Source organism: Haloarcula sebkhae (assembly GCF_014647415.1).
GTDB lineage: Archaea > Halobacteriota > Halobacteria > Halobacteriales > Haloarculaceae > Haloarcula > Haloarcula sebkhae.
The window spans coordinates 159,242-180,724 of sequence record NZ_BMPD01000001.1 but is presented as its reverse complement, the minus strand read 5'-3'; the positions used below and the strand labels follow the sequence as shown (position 1 = coordinate 180,724).

General features: G+C 65.5%; 19 protein-coding genes. 3 read left to right on the top strand and 16 right to left on the bottom strand.

Annotated features, from left to right (window positions below):
- Nucleotides 1–103: 103 nt before the first annotated feature.
- The 5 genes from IEY38_RS00940 to IEY38_RS00920 all read right to left on the bottom strand — a co-directional run bounded on the left by IEY38_RS00940 (nt 104) and on the right by IEY38_RS00920 (nt 8,377).
- Nucleotides 104–1,921, bottom strand: a complete 1,818-nt coding sequence (locus IEY38_RS00940; protein ID WP_188974570.1) for a flippase-like domain-containing protein — start codon at nt 1,919–1,921, stop codon at nt 104–106.
- A 68-nt stretch (nt 1,922–1,989) separates the two neighbouring features.
- Nucleotides 1,990–3,708, bottom strand: a complete 1,719-nt coding sequence (locus IEY38_RS00935; protein ID WP_188974569.1) for a radical SAM protein — start codon at nt 3,706–3,708, stop codon at nt 1,990–1,992.
- Between the two features lie 162 nt (nt 3,709–3,870).
- Entirely contained in the window at nt 3,871–5,325 is a 1,455-nt protein-coding gene (gene arcD / locus IEY38_RS00930; RefSeq protein WP_188974568.1) for an arginine/ornithine antiporter ArcD, read from the bottom strand.
- A gap of 262 nt (nt 5,326–5,587) precedes the next feature.
- Nucleotides 5,588–7,510 (bottom strand): ABC transporter ATP-binding protein, encoded by a 1,923-nt coding sequence (locus IEY38_RS00925; RefSeq protein ID WP_188974567.1) that lies wholly within the window; start codon nt 7,508–7,510, stop codon nt 5,588–5,590.
- A gap of 69 nt (nt 7,511–7,579) precedes the next feature.
- Nucleotides 7,580–8,377, bottom strand: coding sequence for a DUF429 domain-containing protein (locus tag IEY38_RS00920; protein ID WP_188974566.1), 798 nt, complete (start codon nt 8,375–8,377; stop codon nt 7,580–7,582).
- A 105-nt stretch (nt 8,378–8,482) separates the two neighbouring features.
- Between IEY38_RS00920 and IEY38_RS00915 the strand changes: the two genes are divergently transcribed.
- Together IEY38_RS00915 and IEY38_RS00910 are read left to right on the top strand one after the other, a co-directional pair.
- On the top strand, nt 8,483–8,641 hold the full coding sequence (locus IEY38_RS00915) for a DUF7559 family protein (RefSeq protein ID WP_004517194.1): 159 nt from the start codon (nt 8,483–8,485) through the stop codon (nt 8,639–8,641).
- Complete coding sequence (locus IEY38_RS00910) at nt 8,638–9,159, top strand: Hsp20/alpha crystallin family protein (protein WP_188974565.1); 522 nt, start codon at nt 8,638–8,640, stop codon at nt 9,157–9,159. Before IEY38_RS00915 ends, IEY38_RS00910 begins: the two co-directional genes overlap by 4 nt.
- Before the next feature lie 30 nt (nt 9,160–9,189).
- On the opposite strand, the gene IEY38_RS00905 is transcribed toward IEY38_RS00910, so the two are convergent.
- The 5 genes from IEY38_RS00905 to IEY38_RS00885 form a co-directional block, all read right to left on the bottom strand.
- A complete protein-coding gene (locus IEY38_RS00905; RefSeq protein WP_188974564.1) occupies nt 9,190–10,293 on the bottom strand; it encodes an NAD(P)/FAD-dependent oxidoreductase in 1,104 nt (367 codons plus the stop codon).
- Nucleotides 10,294–11,079 carry a DUF7388 family protein gene (locus IEY38_RS00900; protein WP_188974563.1) on the bottom strand — a complete coding sequence of 262 codons (786 nt, stop codon included), beginning with the start codon at nt 11,077–11,079 and terminating at the stop codon, nt 10,294–10,296. It lies immediately after the preceding gene.
- Nucleotides 11,080–11,149: 70 nt separating this feature from the next.
- Nucleotides 11,150–11,770, bottom strand: coding sequence for an NUDIX hydrolase (locus tag IEY38_RS00895; protein ID WP_188974562.1), 621 nt, complete (start codon nt 11,768–11,770; stop codon nt 11,150–11,152).
- A 169-nt stretch (nt 11,771–11,939) separates the two neighbouring features.
- Nucleotides 11,940–12,410, bottom strand: a complete 471-nt coding sequence (locus tag IEY38_RS00890) for a DUF7109 family protein (protein ID WP_188974561.1) — start codon at nt 12,408–12,410, stop codon at nt 11,940–11,942.
- Between the two features lie 32 nt (nt 12,411–12,442).
- Nucleotides 12,443–13,579: an MFS transporter gene (locus tag IEY38_RS00885; protein ID WP_188976101.1), complete on the bottom strand. Its 1,137-nt coding sequence runs from the start codon at nt 13,577–13,579 to the stop codon at nt 12,443–12,445.
- Nucleotides 13,580–13,698: 119 nt separating this feature from the next.
- Between IEY38_RS00885 and IEY38_RS00880 the strand changes: the two genes are divergently transcribed.
- Nucleotides 13,699–13,869, top strand: coding sequence for an HVO_0758 family zinc finger protein (locus IEY38_RS00880; RefSeq protein WP_004517187.1), 171 nt, complete (start codon nt 13,699–13,701; stop codon nt 13,867–13,869).
- Here IEY38_RS00880 and IEY38_RS00875 read toward each other — a convergent pair whose 3' ends face one another.
- The 6 genes from IEY38_RS00875 to IEY38_RS00850 form a co-directional block, all read right to left on the bottom strand.
- Nucleotides 13,870–14,955: an aldo/keto reductase gene (locus IEY38_RS00875; protein ID WP_188974560.1), complete on the bottom strand. Its 1,086-nt coding sequence runs from the start codon at nt 14,953–14,955 to the stop codon at nt 13,870–13,872.
- A gap of 72 nt (nt 14,956–15,027) precedes the next feature.
- Nucleotides 15,028–16,212 carry a DHH family phosphoesterase gene (locus IEY38_RS00870; RefSeq protein ID WP_188974559.1) on the bottom strand — a complete coding sequence of 395 codons (1,185 nt, stop codon included), beginning with the start codon at nt 16,210–16,212 and terminating at the stop codon, nt 15,028–15,030.
- Between the two features lie 49 nt (nt 16,213–16,261).
- Entirely contained in the window at nt 16,262–17,152 is an 891-nt protein-coding gene (locus tag IEY38_RS00865) for an SDR family oxidoreductase (protein ID WP_188974558.1), read from the bottom strand.
- Entirely contained in the window at nt 17,149–17,577 is a 429-nt protein-coding gene (locus IEY38_RS00860) for a DUF5791 family protein (protein WP_188976099.1), read from the bottom strand. Before IEY38_RS00860 ends, IEY38_RS00865 begins: the two co-directional genes overlap by 4 nt.
- Before the next feature lie 50 nt (nt 17,578–17,627).
- The gene (locus IEY38_RS00855; RefSeq protein ID WP_188974557.1) at nt 17,628–20,630 is read right to left on the bottom strand and encodes a DUF7286 family protein; all 3,003 of its coding nucleotides are present in this window, start codon (nt 20,628–20,630) and stop codon (nt 17,628–17,630) included.
- Nucleotides 20,618–21,478, bottom strand: coding sequence for a DUF7284 family protein (locus IEY38_RS00850; RefSeq protein WP_229775190.1), 861 nt, complete (start codon nt 21,476–21,478; stop codon nt 20,618–20,620). Before IEY38_RS00850 ends, IEY38_RS00855 begins: the two co-directional genes overlap by 13 nt.
- Nucleotides 21,479–21,483 lie beyond the last annotated feature (5 nt).

The window sequence follows — 21,483 nt, the reverse complement described above, 5'->3', positions numbered from 1 at the left end:
CTGGTAGCTGGAAGAGCAGTCTCGGTAGAGTGCTGTTGGACTGTCCTAGTATTGCTAGCGCAATCCCAGTCGTGACGGAGTGTGGGGCGCGTCAGAACTGCGATCAGTCGTTCGTTTCCGGTTCGATAGCGTCTGTGGACTGAGACTCTTCGACCGCCGTCGTCAGCGAGACGTTGAGCCAGGCCATCGACGCGACGCCGCCGATGATGGTGACGACGTTCTTGACTGCGTGGTCGACGATAGCGACGCCAATGGCCGCGGCGACGCCGACCGGCGTCAGCGACGCGACGATGACGGTGAACGCTCCCTCGTAGAGACCGACCCCGCCGGGTGTCAGCGGCAGGACCTTTGCGAGGTTCCCGACGCTGACCGCAAAGAAGCCAACAGCCACCAGCGACGGCGTCAGGCTGTAGCCGAAGGCCGCGAAGACGATCAGGGCCGTTATGACATCGAACGTCCAGATGAGGAGGCTTCCGATGCCGACACGGGTGAAGGCCGACCCGTCGGCGGCCACTGTCTGCACATCGCCGACGAACCCCTCAATGACGCCAGCGACGTGGTCGGCGTAGGAGTCGCTGCTCAGCCGGCCAATGACCGCCCGGACGAAGTTCCGGTCGCTCCGCGCACTGGCGACGATAGCCACCACCGCTCCGATAGCGGCGACGCCGACACCGCCGGCCACGGCCACGGCGGTCCGCCCGCTGCTGGCCGCGTCGCCGCCGACAGTGTCGCCCGTCAGCGCCGTCAGCAACTGTTCGGCCGATCCCGTTACAGCTAGTCCGATCATGACGACGCCGGCAAGGAGCGTGATCGTCAGCAGGTCGAACACACGCTCGACGGCCAGCGACGCGAATCCCGAGGGGTAGGGGATCGAACGGCGGGCCTTGATAACGTACGCCCGAACTGCGTCGCCGGCTCGTGCCGGGAACACGAGGTTCCCGGTCTGGCTGATGAATATCGCGCCCGTCAGGAAGCCCCACCGCTCCCGGTACCCCATCGAGACGAGGATGTCGCGATAGCGGATACCACGGAGCGGCCACGAGACGGCATAGACAACAGCGCTCAGTGCGACGATCTCGGGGGCTGCGCCTGCCATCTCGGCGAGGACACGGTCAGGGTCGAGATACTGTGTCATCAACAGGAGCGCAATGACGACGAGCATCGTGCCTGCGCCGAGCGACACCTCCCGCGTGATTCTGGGGCTAACCGACAGCTCCCAGAAGGTCCGGAGTATCTGGCTGCCCATCCCGAACACGTCTCGGACGATGTCCACCTTGGAGTCCCCCTTCGGCGTCCAGTCGACAGGGAACTCCTTTACCCGGTAGCCGTTGCGCTGAGCCTTCACGAGCAGTTCCGTGTCCCAGAACCAGTGCTCGTCCTGCACGCGGGGCAACAGCGTTTCCAGTGCCTGCCGGTCGAAGGCCTTGAACCCGCACTGGTGATCCTTGAGATCCGAACGGAGGACCGCCCGGACGAGCGTGTTGTAGCCGAAGCTCGGAATCCCACGCTTTGCGGGCCGGTCGGCTCGGTTTTCGGGCATCCATCGTGACCCCGTCGCCACGTCGTAGCCGTCGACACGCACGGCGTTGACGAGTTCTTCGAGATGCGACATATCCGTCGCGAGATCCGTATCGAAATACACCAGGGTCTCGCCGTCGGCCCGCTCGAAGGCGTACTCTAATGCGCCGCCGCGGCCGAGCCGGTTGTCGCTGTGGACGTGTCGGACCCGGCTGTCCTCGTTCGCGAGTCGCGTCGCGATTTCGGGCGTGCGGTCCGAGCAGCCGTCCTCCGCGACGATGACTTCGTACGCGTCTTCGGGGAGAAACGAGGCGAGCGTCGCAAGCGTTGTCGACACTGTCCCCTCGATGGTGTCTGCTTCGTTGTAAGCGGGGAGAACGACGCTCACCTCGACCGCAGTCATACGCTCTTGGTCATCCCCGGAGTGAAAAGTACTTTCCGTTCGTTAGGCTGAGGGGACCGGAGCAGCCGTTAGTCAGCGCCTTCCCCCGACTGGGTGGTCGCGAACCGCTCGATGGATGCGACGTCGATGTCCCCGACCGACTCGTAGGGCCTGTTTACCACCACGTCGCCGGCGGTGCTCCGGCCGATGCCGGGAATCGCGGTGAGTTCGTTCATCGACGCGCTGTTGAGGTCCAGCGGGTAGGGGACACCGGTGACCGACCGGTAGCCGTGGTCGGTGACCGCGATGTCGACGACGCTGCCGAGTTCACGCTCGCCCGGAATGCCTACGAGCAGCGGGTACGTCCCCAGTTGGCGGCCGAAGGTCTTGCCGTCCTGGTGGTATTCCAGATGCACGTCGGGCAGAACCGTTCCTGGCGGCGCGACCCGCTGGAGCATCGGGTTGTCGATGGTCTCCCGGACCTCCTGTTTGTACTGCTTGAACAGTTGCTTGTGGTCCTTGGCGATCTCCGCGCCGGTGTCGGCCATGTCGGTCCCCTCGAAGGCCATCACCTGACGGATGTTCACCCGCCGGAGCATCAGCCCCTCGTCGTAGACCCGCTGGAGGAACCGCTTGTTGTGCTCGAAGGTCTCCCGCGTCTCGCCTTTCAGCCCGTGGACCAGATTGATTCCCGGGAGCAGTTTGGGGAGCCGCCGGGCGGCGTCGTCGCCGAAGTTGGGTGCAGTCCCCTTCTCTCCGCCAGGCCGCCAGCCAGCCACCTCGTTGACGATCTTCACCGCCTCGAAACACTGGTCGGCAGTGACGTTGAGATTGTTGTCGCTCATCACGTTCGGATCGGCCGACTCCAGTCCGAACGCGGCGGTGTCACCGGGCGTGTTGTGCTCGGCGATGATGCGAATCCCCTCGCGGGCCTCTCCGGGCCACTTCACGACCGTAATGGGGTTCATGTTGTCGAGATGCAGCGTCTCAAGGTCCGGGGCGACCTCGCGGATGCCGCCGTAGAGCCGCCGAAGGGCGTCCGGGTTAGGCGCTTCCCCGTCGCCGCCGTACGCGAGGATGTCGGCCTGCCGGCCAAGCCGGAAGTGCTTCACACCGCGGTCCGAGAGGGCGTCAACCTCGTCGACGACGCTCTCGGGCGGCCGGAAGTCCGGGTTGCCGTACATCGGCTCCGTGCAGAAGGAACACCGGTACGGACAGCCCCGGGAGGTCTCCATCTCGCAGATGAGGTAGTCGGGATGGTTCGGGTGCTGTTCGACGACGAACGCGCCGGCGCGTGCCCATCGGGTCTCCTCCTCGATGTCACGGTAGCGGTCGTTGAATCCTTCGAGACCGGAGTCAACGAGGTCGAATACGGCGGCCTCCACGTCGGCCATGGCGAGGAAGTCGAAATCGAGGTCGTCGCGGGCCGTCTCGCTCGCGCCCTCGTTGGCCTCGCCGACGCCGAAGCGGACCGGGCCGCCCATGATGGACGTGCCGTTGGCCGTCCAGGCCAGCTCGCGCACTTCGTCGGGTTCCGCCGGAGTCCCGCCGACGTACTTGCCGGGGACGGTCATGCCGCCGACGTACACCATGAGGTCGGCGGCCTCGACATCTCGCCAGACGGCGTTGTCGTCCCGGAGTTCGTCGATAGTGTGATACGTAATCTGCTCGCGGGGGACGCCGGCATCGACGAGCGCGCCGGCAGCGTACCGCGGGTACGTCGAGATGTACGGCGGCACCCCGAAGTGTGCGGGCTCGTCGACGTAGCCGTCGACGATGGTCACGTCGAGCGTCTCGGGGTCAGTCATACCCCTCGCTTGACGTTCGATGCCTAAAACCGTGTCTGGTCGTCATGGCATCCTCGTGTCACAGTGGCCACGGCGAGGACCGTCCTACGGTTCGTGCTGTCTCTGTGTATGCCCCGTCACTGCGGAGATACGGTAACAGAAACAACGTAGGAGAAGCCGAACTCAGTCGTCGGCGACAGCGGACGACGTGACCGAATCAGCCTGCTCGGACCCGTCGTATCGGCCACCGAACAGCGTCGTCGCGAACAGGATCAGCGGCGAGAGGAACGCGAAGAAGTAGTACGGGGCGTACGCGAGCGTTCCAACCCCAAAGACCGCAGACATATAGACGGCACCGGCGTGCCACGGGAAGAGCGCGCCGGTCGGAGTACCGGCGGATTCGATAGCCTGCGAGAGGTCGTCGCTGGCCAGGCCGTACTCGTCATAGAGATTTCGGAGCGTGAGGCCGGGGACGACGATGCTCATGTACTGCTGTGCGGAAAAGGCGTTGACGAAGATAGCCGAAACGCCGGTCCCGACCACTAGGCTACGCGGGCCACGGACAGCGGTCGCGAGGTGGTGTGCGAGCACGGCGAGGACGCCGGTCCGTTCAAGTAGCCCACCGAGACTGAGCGCCGCGACGACGACGGCAATCGTCCAGGCCGACCCCGAGATACCACCGCTGGCCAGCAGGTCGTTCACGAGGGTTGTCCCCGTCTCAGGGGCCGTCCCGTCGAGAAAGACGGTCCACGCGGCAGTGAACGACCGGCCCTGCACGAAGATGGTCGTGAAGGCCCCGGCAAAGACTCCGGCGACGAGCGTCGGGAGCGCCGGGATTCCGTACAGCGCCAGCCCGAAGGTGACAACGAGCGGAAGAAGCACCAGCACTGAGAGGTCGTAGCTCCCAGCGAGTGCGCCCTGTATCTCGGCGACGCGCCCAGTCGGGATTTCGCCGACAGCACGCAGTCCCAGCGCAGCGTAGAGCAGTACTGAGAGCCCAAACGCCAAGACAGTCCCGTTGCGCATCGCCCGGATGTGGTCGTAGAGGTCGGTGTTCGTCACGGCGGCCGCAAGATTCGTCGTGTCAGAGAGGGGTGACTGCTTGTCGCCCGCATAGGCCCCCGAGAGGATGGCACCGGCAGTCATCGGTGTCGGCACACCGAGACCGGAGCCGATACCGATGAAGGCCACGCCGAGCGTGCCGGCCGTCGTCCAGGACGAGCCGATTGAAAAGGCGACGACCATCGCAAGCAGCGCTGTCGCCGGGAGGAACACGTTCGGCGTCAGTATCGAGAGCCCGTAGTACATCAGCCCGGGGATGGTCCCCGCACTAACCCACGTCGCGATGAGGCCATAGATGATGAACAGGATGAGAATGGCCTGCAGTCCCATCAGCAGACTGTCCGCGAGCCCCTCGTAGAGATCATCCCACGAGTAGCCCAGCCAGTATTTGCCGACTGCACCCGTCAGCACGATGCTCCAGAGCAGCGGCCCGTGTGGGGCCAGCTTCAGATATCCCGATCCGATGCCGAGGAAGAGCACGACACCGAGTACGGGGACCAGTGCCTGCAGTACCCCCGGACGGCGCTCCGACGGGATGTCCTCGTACGTCAGCGGTTCGAGAGTGAGTGATGTCACGTCTATTCCGTCCTAATAACTTGTGTGTATTAAAACGAGCGATAATATCTCTGTAGCGCATATGTGACACTGTCACGTTCAAGACTAGCGTTACCAAACATCGATACAGCAGACGCAAAGCGCGGCTAACGCACACCTGACTGGCGGCCACGCTGGCTGCTGTCGACGGGCTCGAATGGGGAAACCAAGTATTTCGTAGCAGCGCAGTCGGTCGCATCACCGCTACTAATCTTCCGCCGAAAACGCTCGGACAGCAGCAGTCTCAGTCGTCGGCGCTGACCGTTCGGTCGTCAGCCTGGGCGTGCCAGAGATCAGCGTAGTCGCCGTCGGCCGCGAGTAGGTCGGTGTGGCTGCCGCGTTCGACGATTTCGCCGTCGTCCATCACGACGATGCGGTCCGCGTCCTGAATCGTGGAGAGGCGGTGCGCGATGACGAAGGCGGTACGGTCCGCAACCAGTTGTTCGATGCTCTCTTGGATGCGGTCTTCCGTCTCCGTGTCCACGTCGCTGGTCGCCTCATCGAAGATGATGATTTCAGGATCGTTCAGCAGGGCGCGAGCGATGGCGACCCGCTGGCGCTGGCCGCCAGAGAGCTTGATGCCGCGCTCGCCGATCTGCGTGTCGTACCCATCCGGCAACTCCTCGATAAACTCGTCGGCCTGTGCGGCTTCCGCTGCGCCGCGGACGCGGTCGCGCGCGACTTCCCAGCCACTCCTCCGCGCCTCGTCGTCTGACTGCTCGGCGTCGAGGACGTCGCGGTCGCCGTAGGCGATGTTCTCGGCGACTGTTCCCGAGAACAGGTACGGCTGCTGCTCGACAATTGCGATTTCGCTTCTAAGGCTCTGGAGGCCGTATTCACGCACGTCAATGCCGTCCACTCTCACCGCACCGCTATCCACGTCGTGAAACCGTGGCACCAGTTTCAGCAGCGTGGATTTACCGGCTCCGGTCGCCCCGGCAAGGCCGATTGTCGCCCCGTTAGGTACGTCCAGCGACACGTCGCGAACGACTGCCGGTTCGTCGCCGTAGCCGAAGGTCACGTCGTCGAATTCGACCGACCCGTCGATGCCAGCAGGTTCGTATGGGTCCTCGGGGTCGGTGACTTCGGGCTCCTGACCCAGCAGGCCGAACACGCGCTCGGCGCTGGATTTGGCGAGCTGGTACTTGTTTGCGGACCGCCCGATTCGGCGCATTGGCGAGTACAGCCGGCGGATATACAGGAAAAACAGGGCAAACGCTCCGGTAGACAGTGCCGCTTCGCTCTCAGGATTCGTGATGAAGTCCATCCCGGCGACATACAGAATCAGAACGAACGCGATACCAGTAAGCAGCCGTAGACCGGCAAAAAAGGCCCGCCGGATGCGCAGGGCAGCCACTTTCTGGTCGTGATACTCTTGGCTCTGGTCGGTCACCCGTTTGCGCTCGAAGTCGTAGCGGTCGAACGCCTTGATGACTGGCGCGCCACTGAGGTTGTTCTCTAGCCGGGTGTTGAGCCGCGATACTGTCTGGCGGATGGAGCGATATTTCGGCTCGATCCAGGTGAGGAAGAAGCCACTGGCGATGCCGATGAGTGGGACGGGTCCGAGCGCGATGAGCGCCAGTTTTGGAGAGTACCGATAGAGGATGACCGCGATGCCACCGACAGTCGCGACCACTCGAATCATCTGGCGGAACTCTGTGTTGAGGAACGACTCCAGCCTGTTGATGTCGCTGTTGAGTATCGACATCATCCCGCCGGTCTGGTGGTTCGCAAAGAAGGACAGCGAGAGGTGTTGCAGGTGGTCGTAGGTGTCGTTCCGGAGGTCCCGCTGGATTTTCTGTGCGCTCGACTGGAGAAGATATCTGGAGGCAAAGCGCGTCGCCGAGCGGAGCAGGTAGGCGATGGCCGCAATGGCGACCAGCCGCTGGAGGAACGCGATACGGGCAGCCTCGCCCGTGATTTGGCCGGGGGGCAGCAGACCGGCGTCTGTCAGCAGCCCCGGTTTTCCGCTGCTAAGGACGACGCGGTCGATGGCTGCGGCGACGATTATCGGCGGCACGAGGCGGGCGAACCGGGTACAGAACGCCGCTATGATGCCGACGAGCAGCCGGAGCCAATAGGGCGTGGCGTAGCCAACAAGATTGACCATTGGGTGGCCATCGACGTTCTCGCGGACACCCTCGAAGCCGCCCTGGTCGTCAGGCATAGACGCTACTTGGGCCGGAAACTGATATATGCCGGGCTTCGGCCCGAAGACGGTCCCCTCACTGCGTCGTCAAACGTAGATACAGCCTTCACTTTCGGGACCCGAGGTGAGCGGTCTTGCGCCGTCGGCCAGCCGGCTCGCGGAGATGACGGCGGCCAGCGAGTCCAGCGCGTCGTGGTTCCCGAGGTAGGTGTCGCGGTGGTCGCTGACGGTGACGCTACAGGCTTCGACCGCCGCGACGTTTGCCTCCCGGCGCTGTCGGGGGTCGTCAACGTTCTTGTACCCCTCGCGGTAACAGCCAAGCCAGCCAAAGGTTGCGGCGGGGTACACTTCGGCGACGAGCGTGTCGGCGTTCCAGCCTTGCATCGGTACGACGGCTGTTGAGTCGTCGTCTCGCAGTTTCCCGAGTACGTCCCGGACGCCGTAGAAAGTCATACTGCGCGTCCGGTTCGTGTAGGGACACAGCGCGCCGCGTCGGAAGTCCGTCTCCCGGCGCAGGTCACGGCTGCCAGTCGTCATCTCGGCGGTGTGCCGGCACGCCTCGGAGAGCGACCCCGGGTCGGTCGGGCCGCTCCCGCTCGCAAGCCAGTCGACGAAACCGGCCCAGGTCCCGCCACACTGCGCGTCAAGGAGCGCCTGTGGCAGACTGAACGGGAAATCCATCCCAACCGTGCCCACATCGTCGTCGGTAATGCGGTCGACGAGGCCGGCGTGGGCCGCTTCACGGTCACGCCCCCACTCGTTCGTCCCGCGGTAGCACTGTTGAATCTCCAGCCCGTCGTCCGTCGGTATCGCCTCGGTGACCCAGAGCGCGTCGCCAGCGGTCGCTGCGCCGCTGAAATCCACCCCGAGGACGCGTTCACTCATACACCCGAGTACGCCGGTGACGGTATCAATGTTGGGACTGGCAGGAACGGGATGCCCCCTTCCCCGTCCGTAAGGGGTTTGTCCCCGACGGACCAACGAAATAGTATGCCAGCCACCATGGAGGTCGTCTGCACGGACGACAGCTGCGAACTCGACATGTTCGAGATGCACTACACGTACGATATGCCGGACGATGTCGAACTCGCGGCGTTCTCCTGCCCGTACTGTGGCGGGACGGACTGCCTCGACGAAGTGGAACTATGATGCGGGACATCGGCTCCTCGATCAGCGACGCGATATTCGAGAACATCGGCCGGGCCGCCGGCCGGGTTCAGGAGAACAAGCCGCTGGCCTCGGACCTGCTGGAGTCGGACGACTCCTACCTCGTCGTCTTCGACGCCCCCGGAACGACGGCGTCGGACATCCAGGTCCGGTACGTCGACGACCGTGTTGAGGTCCGCATCGACCGCTTCCGTGACTTCTACGAGGGCTTCGAGATGCGCTATCCCGGGCGCGGGCTCGCGCTCGATGGGAGCGTCACCCTGCCGAGCGACGCCGCTGTCGACCCAGAGACGGCCCAGGCCACGCTCAAGAGCAACGGGACGCTCCACGTTCGCATCCCGAAAGCCGAGACGGGCCACGACGAGGACGAAGCGACGGATGTCGGCGTTGAAACCGACGACAGCGAGCCCGACGAGGAGACCGAAGCGGCTGGGGAGGGCGAAACGGCCGACGTTGAAGACGTGACCGAATCAGGCGACAAGAGCGAAGACGACGCCTGATCGGCGTGTATACATCTTTTTACACCGAATTCACGCGTCCCAGTCACGCGTCGGGTCGTCCAGCGCGGCGAATTCTTCAGAGCCATCGAACCGTGTCGGGTCGACGCGATCTGGCAAGTGTTCCGAGAGTGGGTTCGGGCGACTGAGTACGTCTGCGGCGAGATAATTGCCCATCGCCGGCGCGCGCATGAGCCCGTGGCCCTGCCAGCCAGTCGCTACCCAGAGCCCGTCGGCGACCTGCCCGGCCAGCGGCGCACCGTCGGGCGTTGCCGTACACAGGCCGGCCCAGGCTCTGTCACAGGCCGGCGTCAGCGCCGACGTTTGCTCGACGCGGTCGAGGCTCCGAGTGACGAACTCGGCGTCCGCGTCGGGGTTCCAGTCCGTCGGGTCGACCTCGTGTGCGCCGTCACCGACAAGTAGTGCGTTGCCCTTCGGCCGCCAGTAGAACTCCCGCGTCGCGTCGTAGAACGAGGGTAGGGTGGCGTCGACCGGGTCAGTTACGAGCGCCTGCGCTCGGTAGGCTTTCAGTGCGAGCGAGACGCCGACATCGGCGACGAGCGGCTTCGTTTGCGGGCCGGCCGCGACGACCACCGCGTCGAACGGCCGAGTCTCGTCCGCTGTTTCGACGGTTGCCGGCGAATCGAGCGAGACCGGGGTACCCGTTTCGATGGTTGCACCCGCTTCGCGGGCCTGCTCTGCCAGTGTCGCCACCACCTTGTCCGGGTCGAGTACGCCGGCGTCGCGGGCGAGGCCAGCCACCTCGATGCCGCTGGTATCGAGTGCGGGGTAGCGGTCACCGAGTTCCGCCGACGTGAGCGTCTCGACCCCGACGCCGTTGTTCTGCATCTGCGTGATCTGCTCGCGGACGGCCGTGGCATCGCTCTCGTCGCGCGCGACCCAGACGTAGGGCTGGGGCTCGAACAGGTCCATATCACGGTAGCGAGCGAGCGCATCCGCGGCGACGGCGGCGTCCACGTCGTCAGCGAACGCGTCGTAACAGAGGCCGGCCGCCCGGCCGCTCGCGCCGCTCCCGAGGGTGTCGCGTTCGAAGACCGTCACAGACGCGTTGCGGCGAGCTAGCGCCAGCGCGGTCGACAGGCCGACGGCCCCGCCGCCGACGACGGCAACCGTCATTTACGAGAGGAACGGGTCGAGTCCACGCGCCGGGTAGCCGACAACCGTGTCGACACCGATGTCGTGGAGTCGGTCGGTTCGCTCGGCGACTGTTTCGACGGAGCCGACGAGCGCGTAGTCGCGGATTGCCTGTTTGAGTACGTCTCTGGCCCGGTCCGTCGCTCGGCTGTCCGTCGGCGCACCCTCGGGTAGTGCGTCCCGAACTGGGCCGCGCCGGGCCGCGTAGTCGCCGACGGCGTCGAGCATCGCGTCTTCGCTGTCCGAGAGTACCAGCGGGGCGTAAACGGCAATCGAACCGTCGAAACCGGCGGTCCGGAGTGTCCGAACGTCGCGGACGGTCGTCCGCGAGAGGAGTTCGTACTGCGTCCCACCGACCGCCAGCGCGAGGCGCTCGATGCCTTCGGTACCGACCCAGGGGTCGCTGGTATCGTCGACGGCCGCCCGTAACCGCGGTGCGACGGCTCGTTCGGCCTCGTCCGCTGAGAGATACGCGCTGTGGCCGGCGACCAGTACGTGTCCCGCACCTGCCGGCAGCGCGTCGAACCCGCTGTCGTCGCCCAGCGGGTCGAAACCGTCGGCCCGAACTGGCGCGGTAACACGCACGTCAGTGGTCGACGCCAGCTGTTCGATGGTGTCCGGCTCCGGAACGTGGGCCGCTCCCTCGTAATCGATTGCGAGTGTCTCAACGTCGAGGGCCGTGGCTCGCGACACGTCTACTTCCGTGGGCTTGAGCGCCACCGCGTCAATGCCGGCGGCCGCCAGTGTCGCACCGGTAAGCGTGGTCATCCAGTACGCCATGAACGATATCGGGTCGCAAAATCCTGTCGCTCTCGGCCCCGCCACAACCGGCCCTGTTTCACTCGGCTTCGTCGCGCACGCTTGGCGGCAAATCGTCATCCGGTTCCATATACCGGTCAGGTTCGGGCGGCATCCGCCAGTCGGTCGCGAGTTCGAGCAACTGGACGAGCATTCGTGCCGTCGCGCCCCAGACGGTATAGCCGTCGACATAGAAGAAATGGAGCCGTATCTCGCCGTAGTGGGGGTGGTCCCGGTGTTCGGACTCGTAGTTGTTCAGGTCCGTTAGCTCCGACACCGGCAGGGTGACTATCTCGGCGACTTCTTCGTCCGAGGGTAGATAGTCACGGTCCGGAATCCGCCCAACGAACGGGCGCACGGAGTAGCGAGTGATGGTCCGGATATCGTCTAAGCGACCGACGACATTGACCGCCAGTGGGTCAAGCCCGATCTCCTCGTTGGCTTCCCGGAGCGCCGTCCGCAGCAGGTCATCGTCTTCGGGTTCCCGGCCGCCGCCGGGGAACGACATCTGCCCGGGGTGGTCCGACAGGTGGTCGGCGCGTTTCGTGAACAGTATCGACTCGCCCGCAGGTCGTGTGACGACCGGGGCGATGACGGCGGCCTCCTGTGGCTCATCGTCCACGACGACTGGCTCGTGGGCCGCGACCCGGTCAAACTGCATAGCATACCGTAAGTGACCGACCATCTTAATTCGGGCGGCTCACTCCTACGAACTAGCCGATTTAATGGTGCAGAATACGGAATGCCGCCCCTCCCCCATTGAAAGCTCGAATCGAATCCCGTCTGATAAAAACGAACGCTGGTCGCGTTCTGACGTTGTCACCAGTCGATCACACGTCGTCGAGACGGTCCCGGAGACCGTCCATATCGACGTTCTCCCAGGCTTCGATGTCGTAGCTCACGTCGAGCAGTGTCTCGACGCGGTCCTCGTCGCCGTTCTTGACGGCCATCACCGCATCCTCTCGGAAGCGGGCCTTGACGGCTTCAATGACGGCGTCACGCGCGAGGTCGCGGGCCGGCACGTCCATGATGTGCGGGAGGTCGGCCGCGCCGTCGGACAGGGCCGGGAACGCGACCGGGCCGACGACCAGCAGCGTCTCGTCGGTGTCGGCGGCGTGGTCGTCGACGGCGACGAGGTGATACGAGTCAACAGCGTCGTCGATAGCCGCGCTTACCGCGTCCGGGTCGGTGTCGATGCCCTGCTTGAAGGCGAGTTCGCCGCAAGCGTCGACGAGCTCCGCGCTGGTGAGCGAGCCGAAGAGGTCGACGACGCCAGCCAGCTCGTCCGGTTGCAGGTCCATACAGGTGACGCGGCACCGAGCGGCTTCAGCCTTTAGGCTCGGGCTGCGCTCGGCAGTCGGCCATTGAGATGCAGCGATACCATTGCGACGAGGACGACAAGTAACGCGATTCCCATGCCGCGAAGCAGCGTCGGAAACGTGACGCCGGCGTCGAGCAGCCGTCCGACGATCGCGCTTCCGGGAGCCTGCATCACCATCATGCCCGCGCCGTAGGTGGCGTAGGCGCTCGCGCGGTGGCGGTCCGGGAGCGAGCCGAGCAGGTACGCGTCCACCGCCGGGAAGATACTGTGGATGACGTAGCCGACGACGACGCTGAACGCGGCCAGCGACCAGAACCCGGTCAGCGACGGCAACACCAGCACACAGCCGGTAAAGGCCGCAAGCATCGTCAGGAGGTACGGAATCGACGGCAGCCGATCGGCCAGACGGCCGCTGACGTAGAAGGCCGGCACCCCGGCGCCGAACGCGAGCAACAGGAGCGTCCGTCCCCGTCCGGGCGTGAGGCCGACGCTCGTGGCGTAGGTGACGTAGAAATTGAACAGCCCGTTCCAGACCAGTCCCGCGACGCCGATGGTAGCGACGCTGGTGACGATGATGTGCCACTGGGCACGCGCCGCACCGAGGAGATCGCGGTCTTCGCTCCCGGCGTCAGGGAGTCGAGAGCGTCTCGCGACGATAGTGAAAGCGACGGTTACCAGTCCCGCGGCGACGGCGATCCCCTGTAGCGCGGTTCGCCACGTGCCGACGACAAGGACGAACGATATCAGCGCCGGCGCGCCGACAGCGGCGAGCTGGGCAGCGACGCCGTGTTGCCCGAGCGCGCGGCCGGGCCGCTCCGGAAACAGTTCGCTGACCAGCGTGTTCGCCGCGGTCAGGTAGACACCGCTTGCAAGCCCCATGCTAAATGCGCCGACGAGCAACAGCGTCGGGTCGAACGCGAGCGCGGTGAACGTCGTCCCGAGAGTCAACCCGACACCGGAGCCGAAGATGACCTTCGCCCGCGACATCCGGGTCAGCAGGATGCCGGTGGGCAGCCGCGGGAGGGCGCTCCCGGCCCAGGCCATCGTCGCGAGCAGTCCGAGTGTCGCATCAGAGGCGCCCGTTGTCGCCCGAATCGGTTCGATGAGTGGGGCAAAGACGACTCTGGCGAGGTTGATGCAGAACACCATCCCCAACAGCGAGCCGAAGATACGGCGACGAGACACGACTGGTGATAGATCGGAAAACCTGAACAACGTTCCGGAACGCCGCCACGGGGTTTTTACACGCGGGTAGCACACTGGCAGGTATGGACTCAGTGAGGAAGGCCCTCCGGGCCGGCGACGTCGAGAAGGACAACTACGGACGGCTCTCCTGTACCAGTTGTGACGAGCCGCTCGCGACGGAGAACGACCCGGACGAGGTCGGGAAAGTGCGCGTCTGCCCCGAGTGCGACGGCAAGTGGAAGGAACTCAGCTAGCTACTCGAAGACGGCGTCGAACGCATCGGCACCGAGCGGTTCGTATCGGCCCGCATCGACGTTTTCGCGGGCGTGCTCGACCGAGCCCGTCCCGACCAGCGAGCAGGTCACGCCCGGCGCGCTGCGCGCGAAGTTGATGGCGCGCTGTGCGCTCGTCTCACCCGAGAGCTTCGCCGCCACGTCGTCCGGGACTTCCGCGGCCAGCTTGCCCTGCATGATGGAGGCGCTGGTGAACACGTCTAGCCCGGCCTCGTGAGCGAACCACAGCGCCGATTGCGGCCCCTCCGCGCCGTCGTGGGACTCGACAGTGAACGCGTCGGCCATCGCGACGTTGAACGGCAACTGAATCGCGCGGAGATGCGTCGCCGCGTTGCCGACCGTCTCTGCCGCGGCACGGGCGCGCTCGACGACTTCCGGCAGCGAGAGGTAACTGTCGTGGTCGGCGGGCACGCGGAACGCCTCCCACGTCGCGACGCCGTAGTGTTTGATGTCGCCAGCCGCCGCTCGCTCCTCCAGTTGCTCGAAGGTCGCCTCTAGCTGGTCGTACACTGCCTCACGGGACTTGGATTTCAGTTGCGTCTCCGGGTTGTGGACGTAGTAGAGATCGATGGTGTCCAGCCCGAGGTTCGTCAGCGACCGGTCGACCTGGTCGTCGATGTAGTCGGGTGCGATGCAGTGCTGGCCCGCAACGAGGTCGTCGCGGTCGACGATGCCGGTGTCGAGGTACTCTGACTGGACGAACGCGCCAGGATCTGCTGGGCGTTCCCCGTCAAATGGGATGAACCCGCCTTTCGTCGCAACAGCGATTGCCTCCCGGTCTACCTCCGCGTCCGCGACGGCATCGCCGACGACGCGCTCGGAGCGCTGATGGCGGTAGTTTATCGCCGTGTCGACGACGTTGATGCCGGATTCGAGCGCTGTGACGATAGCGTCGTGATAGCTCGCATCCCGCACGTCGGTCGGGTCGCCCAGATACGTGCCGATGCCGATACTGGAGACGACGCCGTCACCGAATCGGCGGTAGAACGTGCGCGCGAACTCGTCGTGGTCGTCTCGGTACGCCCAGGTCGCCTCCCGTGTGGCCATACCGGCCGTTGGTCGGGCAGTGACAAAAGGACAGAGATTCACTGGAATCGACGAGGGCGTTCCAGTCGCTCGCTACAGCTCGCCACTCATCGCGTCGAACACCCGTTCGCGGAAGTCCTCCCGGGAGACGCCGTCACTGGGACCGAGGCCGGCCATGTGCTCGACCGGGACCTTGCCACCGCCCATTCGCGCGTGGCCGCCACCCTCTGCCATCGGGATGTCGTCGACGACGGCCTCTATCGCCCGCCCGATGTGGACGCGGTCGTCCCGGGAGCGCCCGGCGATACGCATGGTGCCCTCCTTCTCGCCCACGACGACGACCGCGGAGACACCCTCTAACGTCTCAAGTTCGTCTGCTGCCTGTGGAATCGCGTCCGTGTTCGACACCTCGCCCACATCGCTGAACGCGTAGGGCGCTCGCACCTCTCGTTTCCTGATAGCCCGGGATTTCACGTCGAGCACTTCCGCGTCGACCTGCGGGTTCGCGATGCGGTTGAGCAGGTCGCTGTCCATCCCGTCGTAGAGGTACGCGGCAGCCGCGAAGTCCTCGGACTTACAGCCGTTGGTCAGCGACCGGGTGTCCGACTGGATACCGTATATCAGCCCTGTTGCCAGCGCACAGGGGACGGTTTCTGCCGGTGCAGCGTCGATATCGATACCCCCGTTCCCCTGTGTGTCGCTGAACTCGAATTCTAACTGATTGAAGTAGCTCGCGAAGATGGTCGCACAGGCCCCGTAGTCGGACCGGATGTCGGTGAACTCATCCCCGCTGCCGTTGCCGGGATGGTGGTCGATGACGGCGACTGGCTCGACCTCCTCGGCACCGGGGAAGCCGCGTGCCGTGTTGTGGTCGACGAGGACGACCGCCTCGCCGTCGATGTCTTCGACAGTTTCGATATGGTCGAAATCCAGATCCAGCACTGTTTGGAAGGCCCGGTTTTCCGGGCGGCGTATCTCTCCGGGGTACAGCAGCGACGCCGACGTATCGGTGCCGGCGACGAGTTGGTTGACGGCCAGGGCAGAGGCCATCGCGTCCGGGTCCGGGTTCGGGTGCATCAACACCGCGATCCGGTCGTAGCCGGTCAGCGTCCGACGCAGCCGCTCGCCGGGCGTTCGGCTGAGATACCGACGTAGCCAGACGCCAGCGCCGAGAAAGACGAGGAGGGCTACAGCGACACCAGCGATCAGCAGGGGATTCTCGCTAGCGAACGCCGCGGCGGCGTCGATCTGGAGTCCGCCGCCGGCAACGCGTGTCATACCACGCAGTTCGCCAGCCTATCAGTAATAAAGTTCGCCCCTTATACAGCTAATTTTGCCGGTATTCTCGGACGGCGTCGCGGTACCCCTCCCGGAACGTCGGGTACTCGAATGTATACCCGAGTTCCCGGAGCCGGTCGTTCGAGCATCGCTTGCTCGTCTGAATACGGCGCTTTGCGGTCTCTGAGAGGCTATCGTCGGCGAGTCGTTCCTCGGTCGTCTGTTTCGGCGGGAACGGGACGTCACACTGTTCGGCCAGCCAGTCGGCAAAGGCCCACTTCTCGACGGGTTCATCGTCGACGACCAGCACGACTTCGTCACAGTGGTCCTCAGTCAACAGGTGGCGCACGGCCCCGGCCGCGTCGGCCCGGTGGACCATGTTCAGGTAGCCGGCCGTCACCGGCCCCTCCAGATACCGCTCCAGTCGGTAGCGGTCCGGGCCGTACAGGCCGGCAAAGCGGGCGACCGAACCGTGGCCGCCGTGTTCCACGGGACGCTCGCGGGCGACCCGCTCCGCTTCGGCCAGCACTTCGGTCTTCTCGGTCTGTGGGTCCAGCGGCGTCTCCTCGTCGACCCACGCGCCGTCGTGGTCGCCGTAGACGCCGGTACTGGAGGTGTAGACCAGCCGCTCGGGCGGGTCGGCTCGCGACCAGAAGTGGTCGATAGCCGTCCGGAGTCCCTCGACGTACACCTCGCGGGCGGCCTCGGCTCCCCGCCCGCCAGAGCTTGCGGCGAAGACGAGCCAGTCGGTGTCCGGCACCGCAGACAGCGACTCGGCGTCGGTTACGTCGGCCCGGACCGCCTCGAAGCCGGCGTCCTCGATAGCCGCGATACCGTCGTCGGACCGGCGAACGCCAACGACCTCGTAGTCGTCCTGCAACTGCCGCCCGAGTTCGAGGCCGACGTAGCCACAGCCCAGAATGGCGACGCGCTCCGTCACCGCTTTTCCCCCTCGATATGGCTGTGCAGGAGGGCGTACTCGGCCAGCGTCACCGGGTAGCGGCCTTCGATCTTCTGCTGGATTTCCTTCGGCTCCAGTTCGTCGTCGATGCCAGAAGCCAGCGATTCTACGTCCATCACAGCCGTCGTCATCCCCATCAGGAGGATGTCCTGCGCTTCGGCCTGTAGTGCGTCCGCATCCGGCCGGTTCGGCCCGGTCGCCAGTACGGCGACCGCCTCATCGAGCGTCCGGTCGGCGATATCGCCGTCGGCGAACGCTGTCACCGTCGCTTGATCGAGACCGGTCTCGGCGACGATTTCCTCGACGCCGACTGTCTCGACCGTTTCGGCCAGCACGGTGCTGTAGGCCGCCAGTAACTCCTCGGAGGACTGCTCGCCCGCGTCTGGAAACTCGCCTCGAAGCATGGGCATCGGTATGGCCCCGGGGTATTTTACTTCGGTCATGCGGCCCGGATTCAGGAACCTGCGTCCGGCCACCCACTGGATTCCTCCACGGCATTGCCGCCCTTATCACCGACTCCGCGCGGTTTGGGTGGCACGACGACGACAACGCCAGTATCGGCTCGGAACGAGACGCGGTCGGCGGTACCCAGTCGTTCGGCCTTTTGATCGTCGTCAACGTCGAGCGTGACGTCGTGGCCGTCGCGTGCGTAGGTGGTCTGCGCGCCGGGTTCGCTCGGCGGGCCGTGGCTCGCGGAGACGGCGAACCGTGCGTACTCGCCTTCGACAGTCACCCACCAGATGTTCGCTGTCGCGTACCAGGGGGCGACTGGTGGTGCCAGCGGGAGACCTGCCGGGAGCCTGTCCGTCCCAAGCCGCTTCTTCGCGAACTGCTGAGCCTTCTGTTCACCGGCACTTGCCAGGGCGCTGCTCAGTTCGGATTTCGCCACGGACCGCACCGCAGAGGCTGTCCCGTTCGTGGACCCCAGCGTCGGTCTGGTCGCCGGTGTATCGACCGAGAGCAGTCGCAGGCGGAGGCGGTCGCGTTCGACCCGCGTAAGGTTCAGTCGGGTACCGGCGACGCGGGCGACCCGTTCCTGAGCGGAGCCGTTGGTCAGGGCCAGTGCTCGGGCCGCCGATGTTTCCCACGGCGACATCGCTTCAGTGACAATAGCCTTGCTCTCGCCCTGTTTAGCCTCGGTGTGCTGAGAGACTGCCAGCCAGAGTGTCGTCGTCATCTCCCTGTTGGCCGCCTCGACCTCCCGCTGGAGTGCGTTGCGTTCCGAAGCCAGCGTGGCGTTCGACTCCGCTTCGAGGGTTTCGTTCGCGGCCGCGAGTATGTTCGCTGCCGTTGCGAGGCGTACCCTGTCACCACTCTCGAACGCACCGCCAACGACGGCGTCAGCGGCGTCGCCGTAGGGGACTGTGAACACGTTCGCGTTCCGCGCCACCAGCGGATGCTCGCTCCCATCCAGCGCGCGATACCGGCTTTCGTTTAGCTCGGCCAGCGTCAGATACGGTGTCTGCGCATCGACCCGCGTTCTGACGGGCCCGGCCGGACCGACTGGCACCGGACGCGAGCGCGGAATGGGCGTCTCCCGCGCCGTTAACCCTTTCCGGAGGGTACGCAGCGACCCGTCGGTATGTTCCGATAGCTGTGTATCGACTCGCTCTCGGTTGCTGTCACGCGCCGCGGCCTGGCTATTCAACTCCGCAGACACCGCATTCAAATAGGTCAGCCGGGCCGCGACGCGTGCCTTCTGTGCCGCGCTGTCGTAGGTGTCCGGCACGGCCGCAAGGGTTGCACGACGTTTCGCGACTCGTTCTCGGAGTTCCTGCGGGGGATTCGTTTCGAAGGTCCCGACGTGTCCACGCTCGACGGTGACGGTCGTGTTGCGGACTGACGCCCGTAGGTCCATCAGGTCCCGATACACCCAGTCGTGCAGTTCTGGCGGTCGGTTGGCCGTCACCGTCGCCTCCGTCCGGCTGAGGCTGTCGTCGATGACTCGCTCAGCGGTCCCGTCTCGCCCCCCGGTGTGGCCGACGAGCGTGTCCATCGCTTTCGGTTCCACGTCGGCGAGGTTCGACCCGTTCAGCGGACTCGGGCTGGCGTCGTGTGCGGTCCGAATCGAGCGGTTCGGTGCCGGTGAACGGCCGTGATGGCGGCCGACGACGGCGACGGTCACGCGATAGCGCGCGGTGCTTGTGGTAGTCGTGCGCTGACGTATCGACCCGTTCTGCCAGACGGCGGTCCGTGTGTACTGGCGCTCGACAGTACGACTAAACGTCTCCAAGGTGTGCCAGCCGTCCGGCGTTGCGACGCGACCGCTGGCGTTCCCAACTGCCTCCGTAGCGGTGGTCGTCCGGTCGGCGACCAGTGTCCACCCGGTGCCCGGCGTCGGCGGCGTCCCCGGCGGCCCCCCGCCCAGTCGATGCTTGTCGGTTTCCAGCGCTACCTCGACCGTGTATGCGTCTTTGAGCGTCTCGTTGAGGGCTGACGGCTCGGTGACTGACCGGAACGCAGTGTCGGCTGTCTCGTTGACGCCGACGGTCATCGAATCGGTCGAGCTCGGACCCGTTGTGGATTTCGGACGCGGCGGTGTCTCACTGATCGGCTTGTACTGGGCTTGGCCGACCACGTCGCTGGAGACAGCAGCTCCCCTGCTGCCCCGAATGATGTCTTTGATCCCAGTCACCGCTGTTGTCTCTTTCAGCGCACGGCGACCAGCCGGGTCGCTCCGTCCGAAGGTCGACCGCTGGACGCCGAGCAGGGCGCCGTTCGTCGCCAGCGAGACGTGCCGGTTTGCGACGACGTTTTCGATGCCAGCGCCGCCGTATTGCGCGTAGCCTCTCGCCCATGCCATCGGGTACAGCCGGGCTGTCATCCGCCGGCTCAGTCCCGGCCTGTCTAGACCGTTGTTCAGACGCGTCTGGTAGGTCGACACTTGATCGTGGAGCATGAGCGCCTGTGTCGGGACGACGACAGTCGGCGAAATGCGCCGCGTCGAGACCACTGCTCCGTTGCGCCGGACCGTCAGAGTGACATTCTCGACTGCGGCTCGCATCGCGGTTTCGTTCGGCCCAGCGCGTTCGACCGAGACACGGTGTTTCGCTGTTCGGAGGTCGGTTACGTTAGAAACCGCTGGCAGGCTGGCGGTCACAGTCACGTCACCGCTTCGACCGGAGACGCGCTCCAGCCGGTCGGCGACCCGGAGATAGGCACGGATTCTGAGCGAATCCCGGAACGCCGTCGAGTCGTTCAGGACCCGGCCAGCCGGTGTATCGGCCGGCGTGACGACCGGATTCGCCGCTGCCTGCTGGCCAGCCGTCGAGACGCCGTCCCGCACGGCGACCTGTGTCTCCGCCGTGGCCTGATTCAGCGCCCGTTCGACCGCCGTCTCGCTCGGAGCCGGTTTGGTGACGAACGTCGGGGCTAGCGTGAGACTGCTCACCAGCAGGAGAACGCCGAGTAACGCGAAGGGGACTCGGCCACGGGTGTCGTCCCTCACGGCGACCACGTCCTGACAGTGACGCGGACGCGGCTCGCCCGAACGGCGCTGGCAGCGTCCGCCGGCGAGTCGTACCGCGACCGCATATCGGTTCGAAGCCGCGCTGCGAGCGCCTCGGTCAGGTCGCGGTTCATCTCGACCGTCGACTGTCGTTCGACAGCAACGCTCGTTCCTGTCAGATCGGCCATGCGCTCGTATCGCGTCGCCAGCAGCACGTCTGCGGGGTAGTCGCCACGGAGGGCGTACCGCGACTGCGTCGGCGGGAACAGCCCGTCGACGATGCTCCGAGCCACGACCGTCGCCACGCCGTCGTAGCCGTTTGTCCTCGCCGCTTCGCGGGCTGGCTCCGAGACGTTCTCCATCCCGCTCGGGACGGTTACCGTCGCCGCTCGAACGTCTACAGTACCCGGCGGCTGGTCGCCGACGCGGTACTCACCGCTGACTGGCGCACCGCGATACGGTGCCCAGGTGACACGGACGGTCGTTCGATGCCCCTGGCTGTGGAGTCTATCACGCGTCGCCGCCGCGACTCGTGACTCAAAGTCCGTGCCGGCGCTCGATACCCGGTCACCGTCAATGGTGACGCCGCTCATCGCCGCCTCACCGAGTAGTTCTGCGACGGTCCCGTGACTCGTCCGCTGCCGCCGCGTGGCGTGGTCGGGTGGCCTGCGGTGCTCTGACGGTGGGACGAGCAAATCGTACTCGACGCTCGCGGTACTCGTTGCCAGCGTCGACGCTTGGTCAGCCGCAGGGTTTGTGGTCGCCGCCGGCTTCTCGACCCCGACGCCGCTTACGAGAGTCCCCGCAGCAGCACCGACGAGCAGGAGGAACACCGTCACGTCAGCGACGGCACTCATCGCCC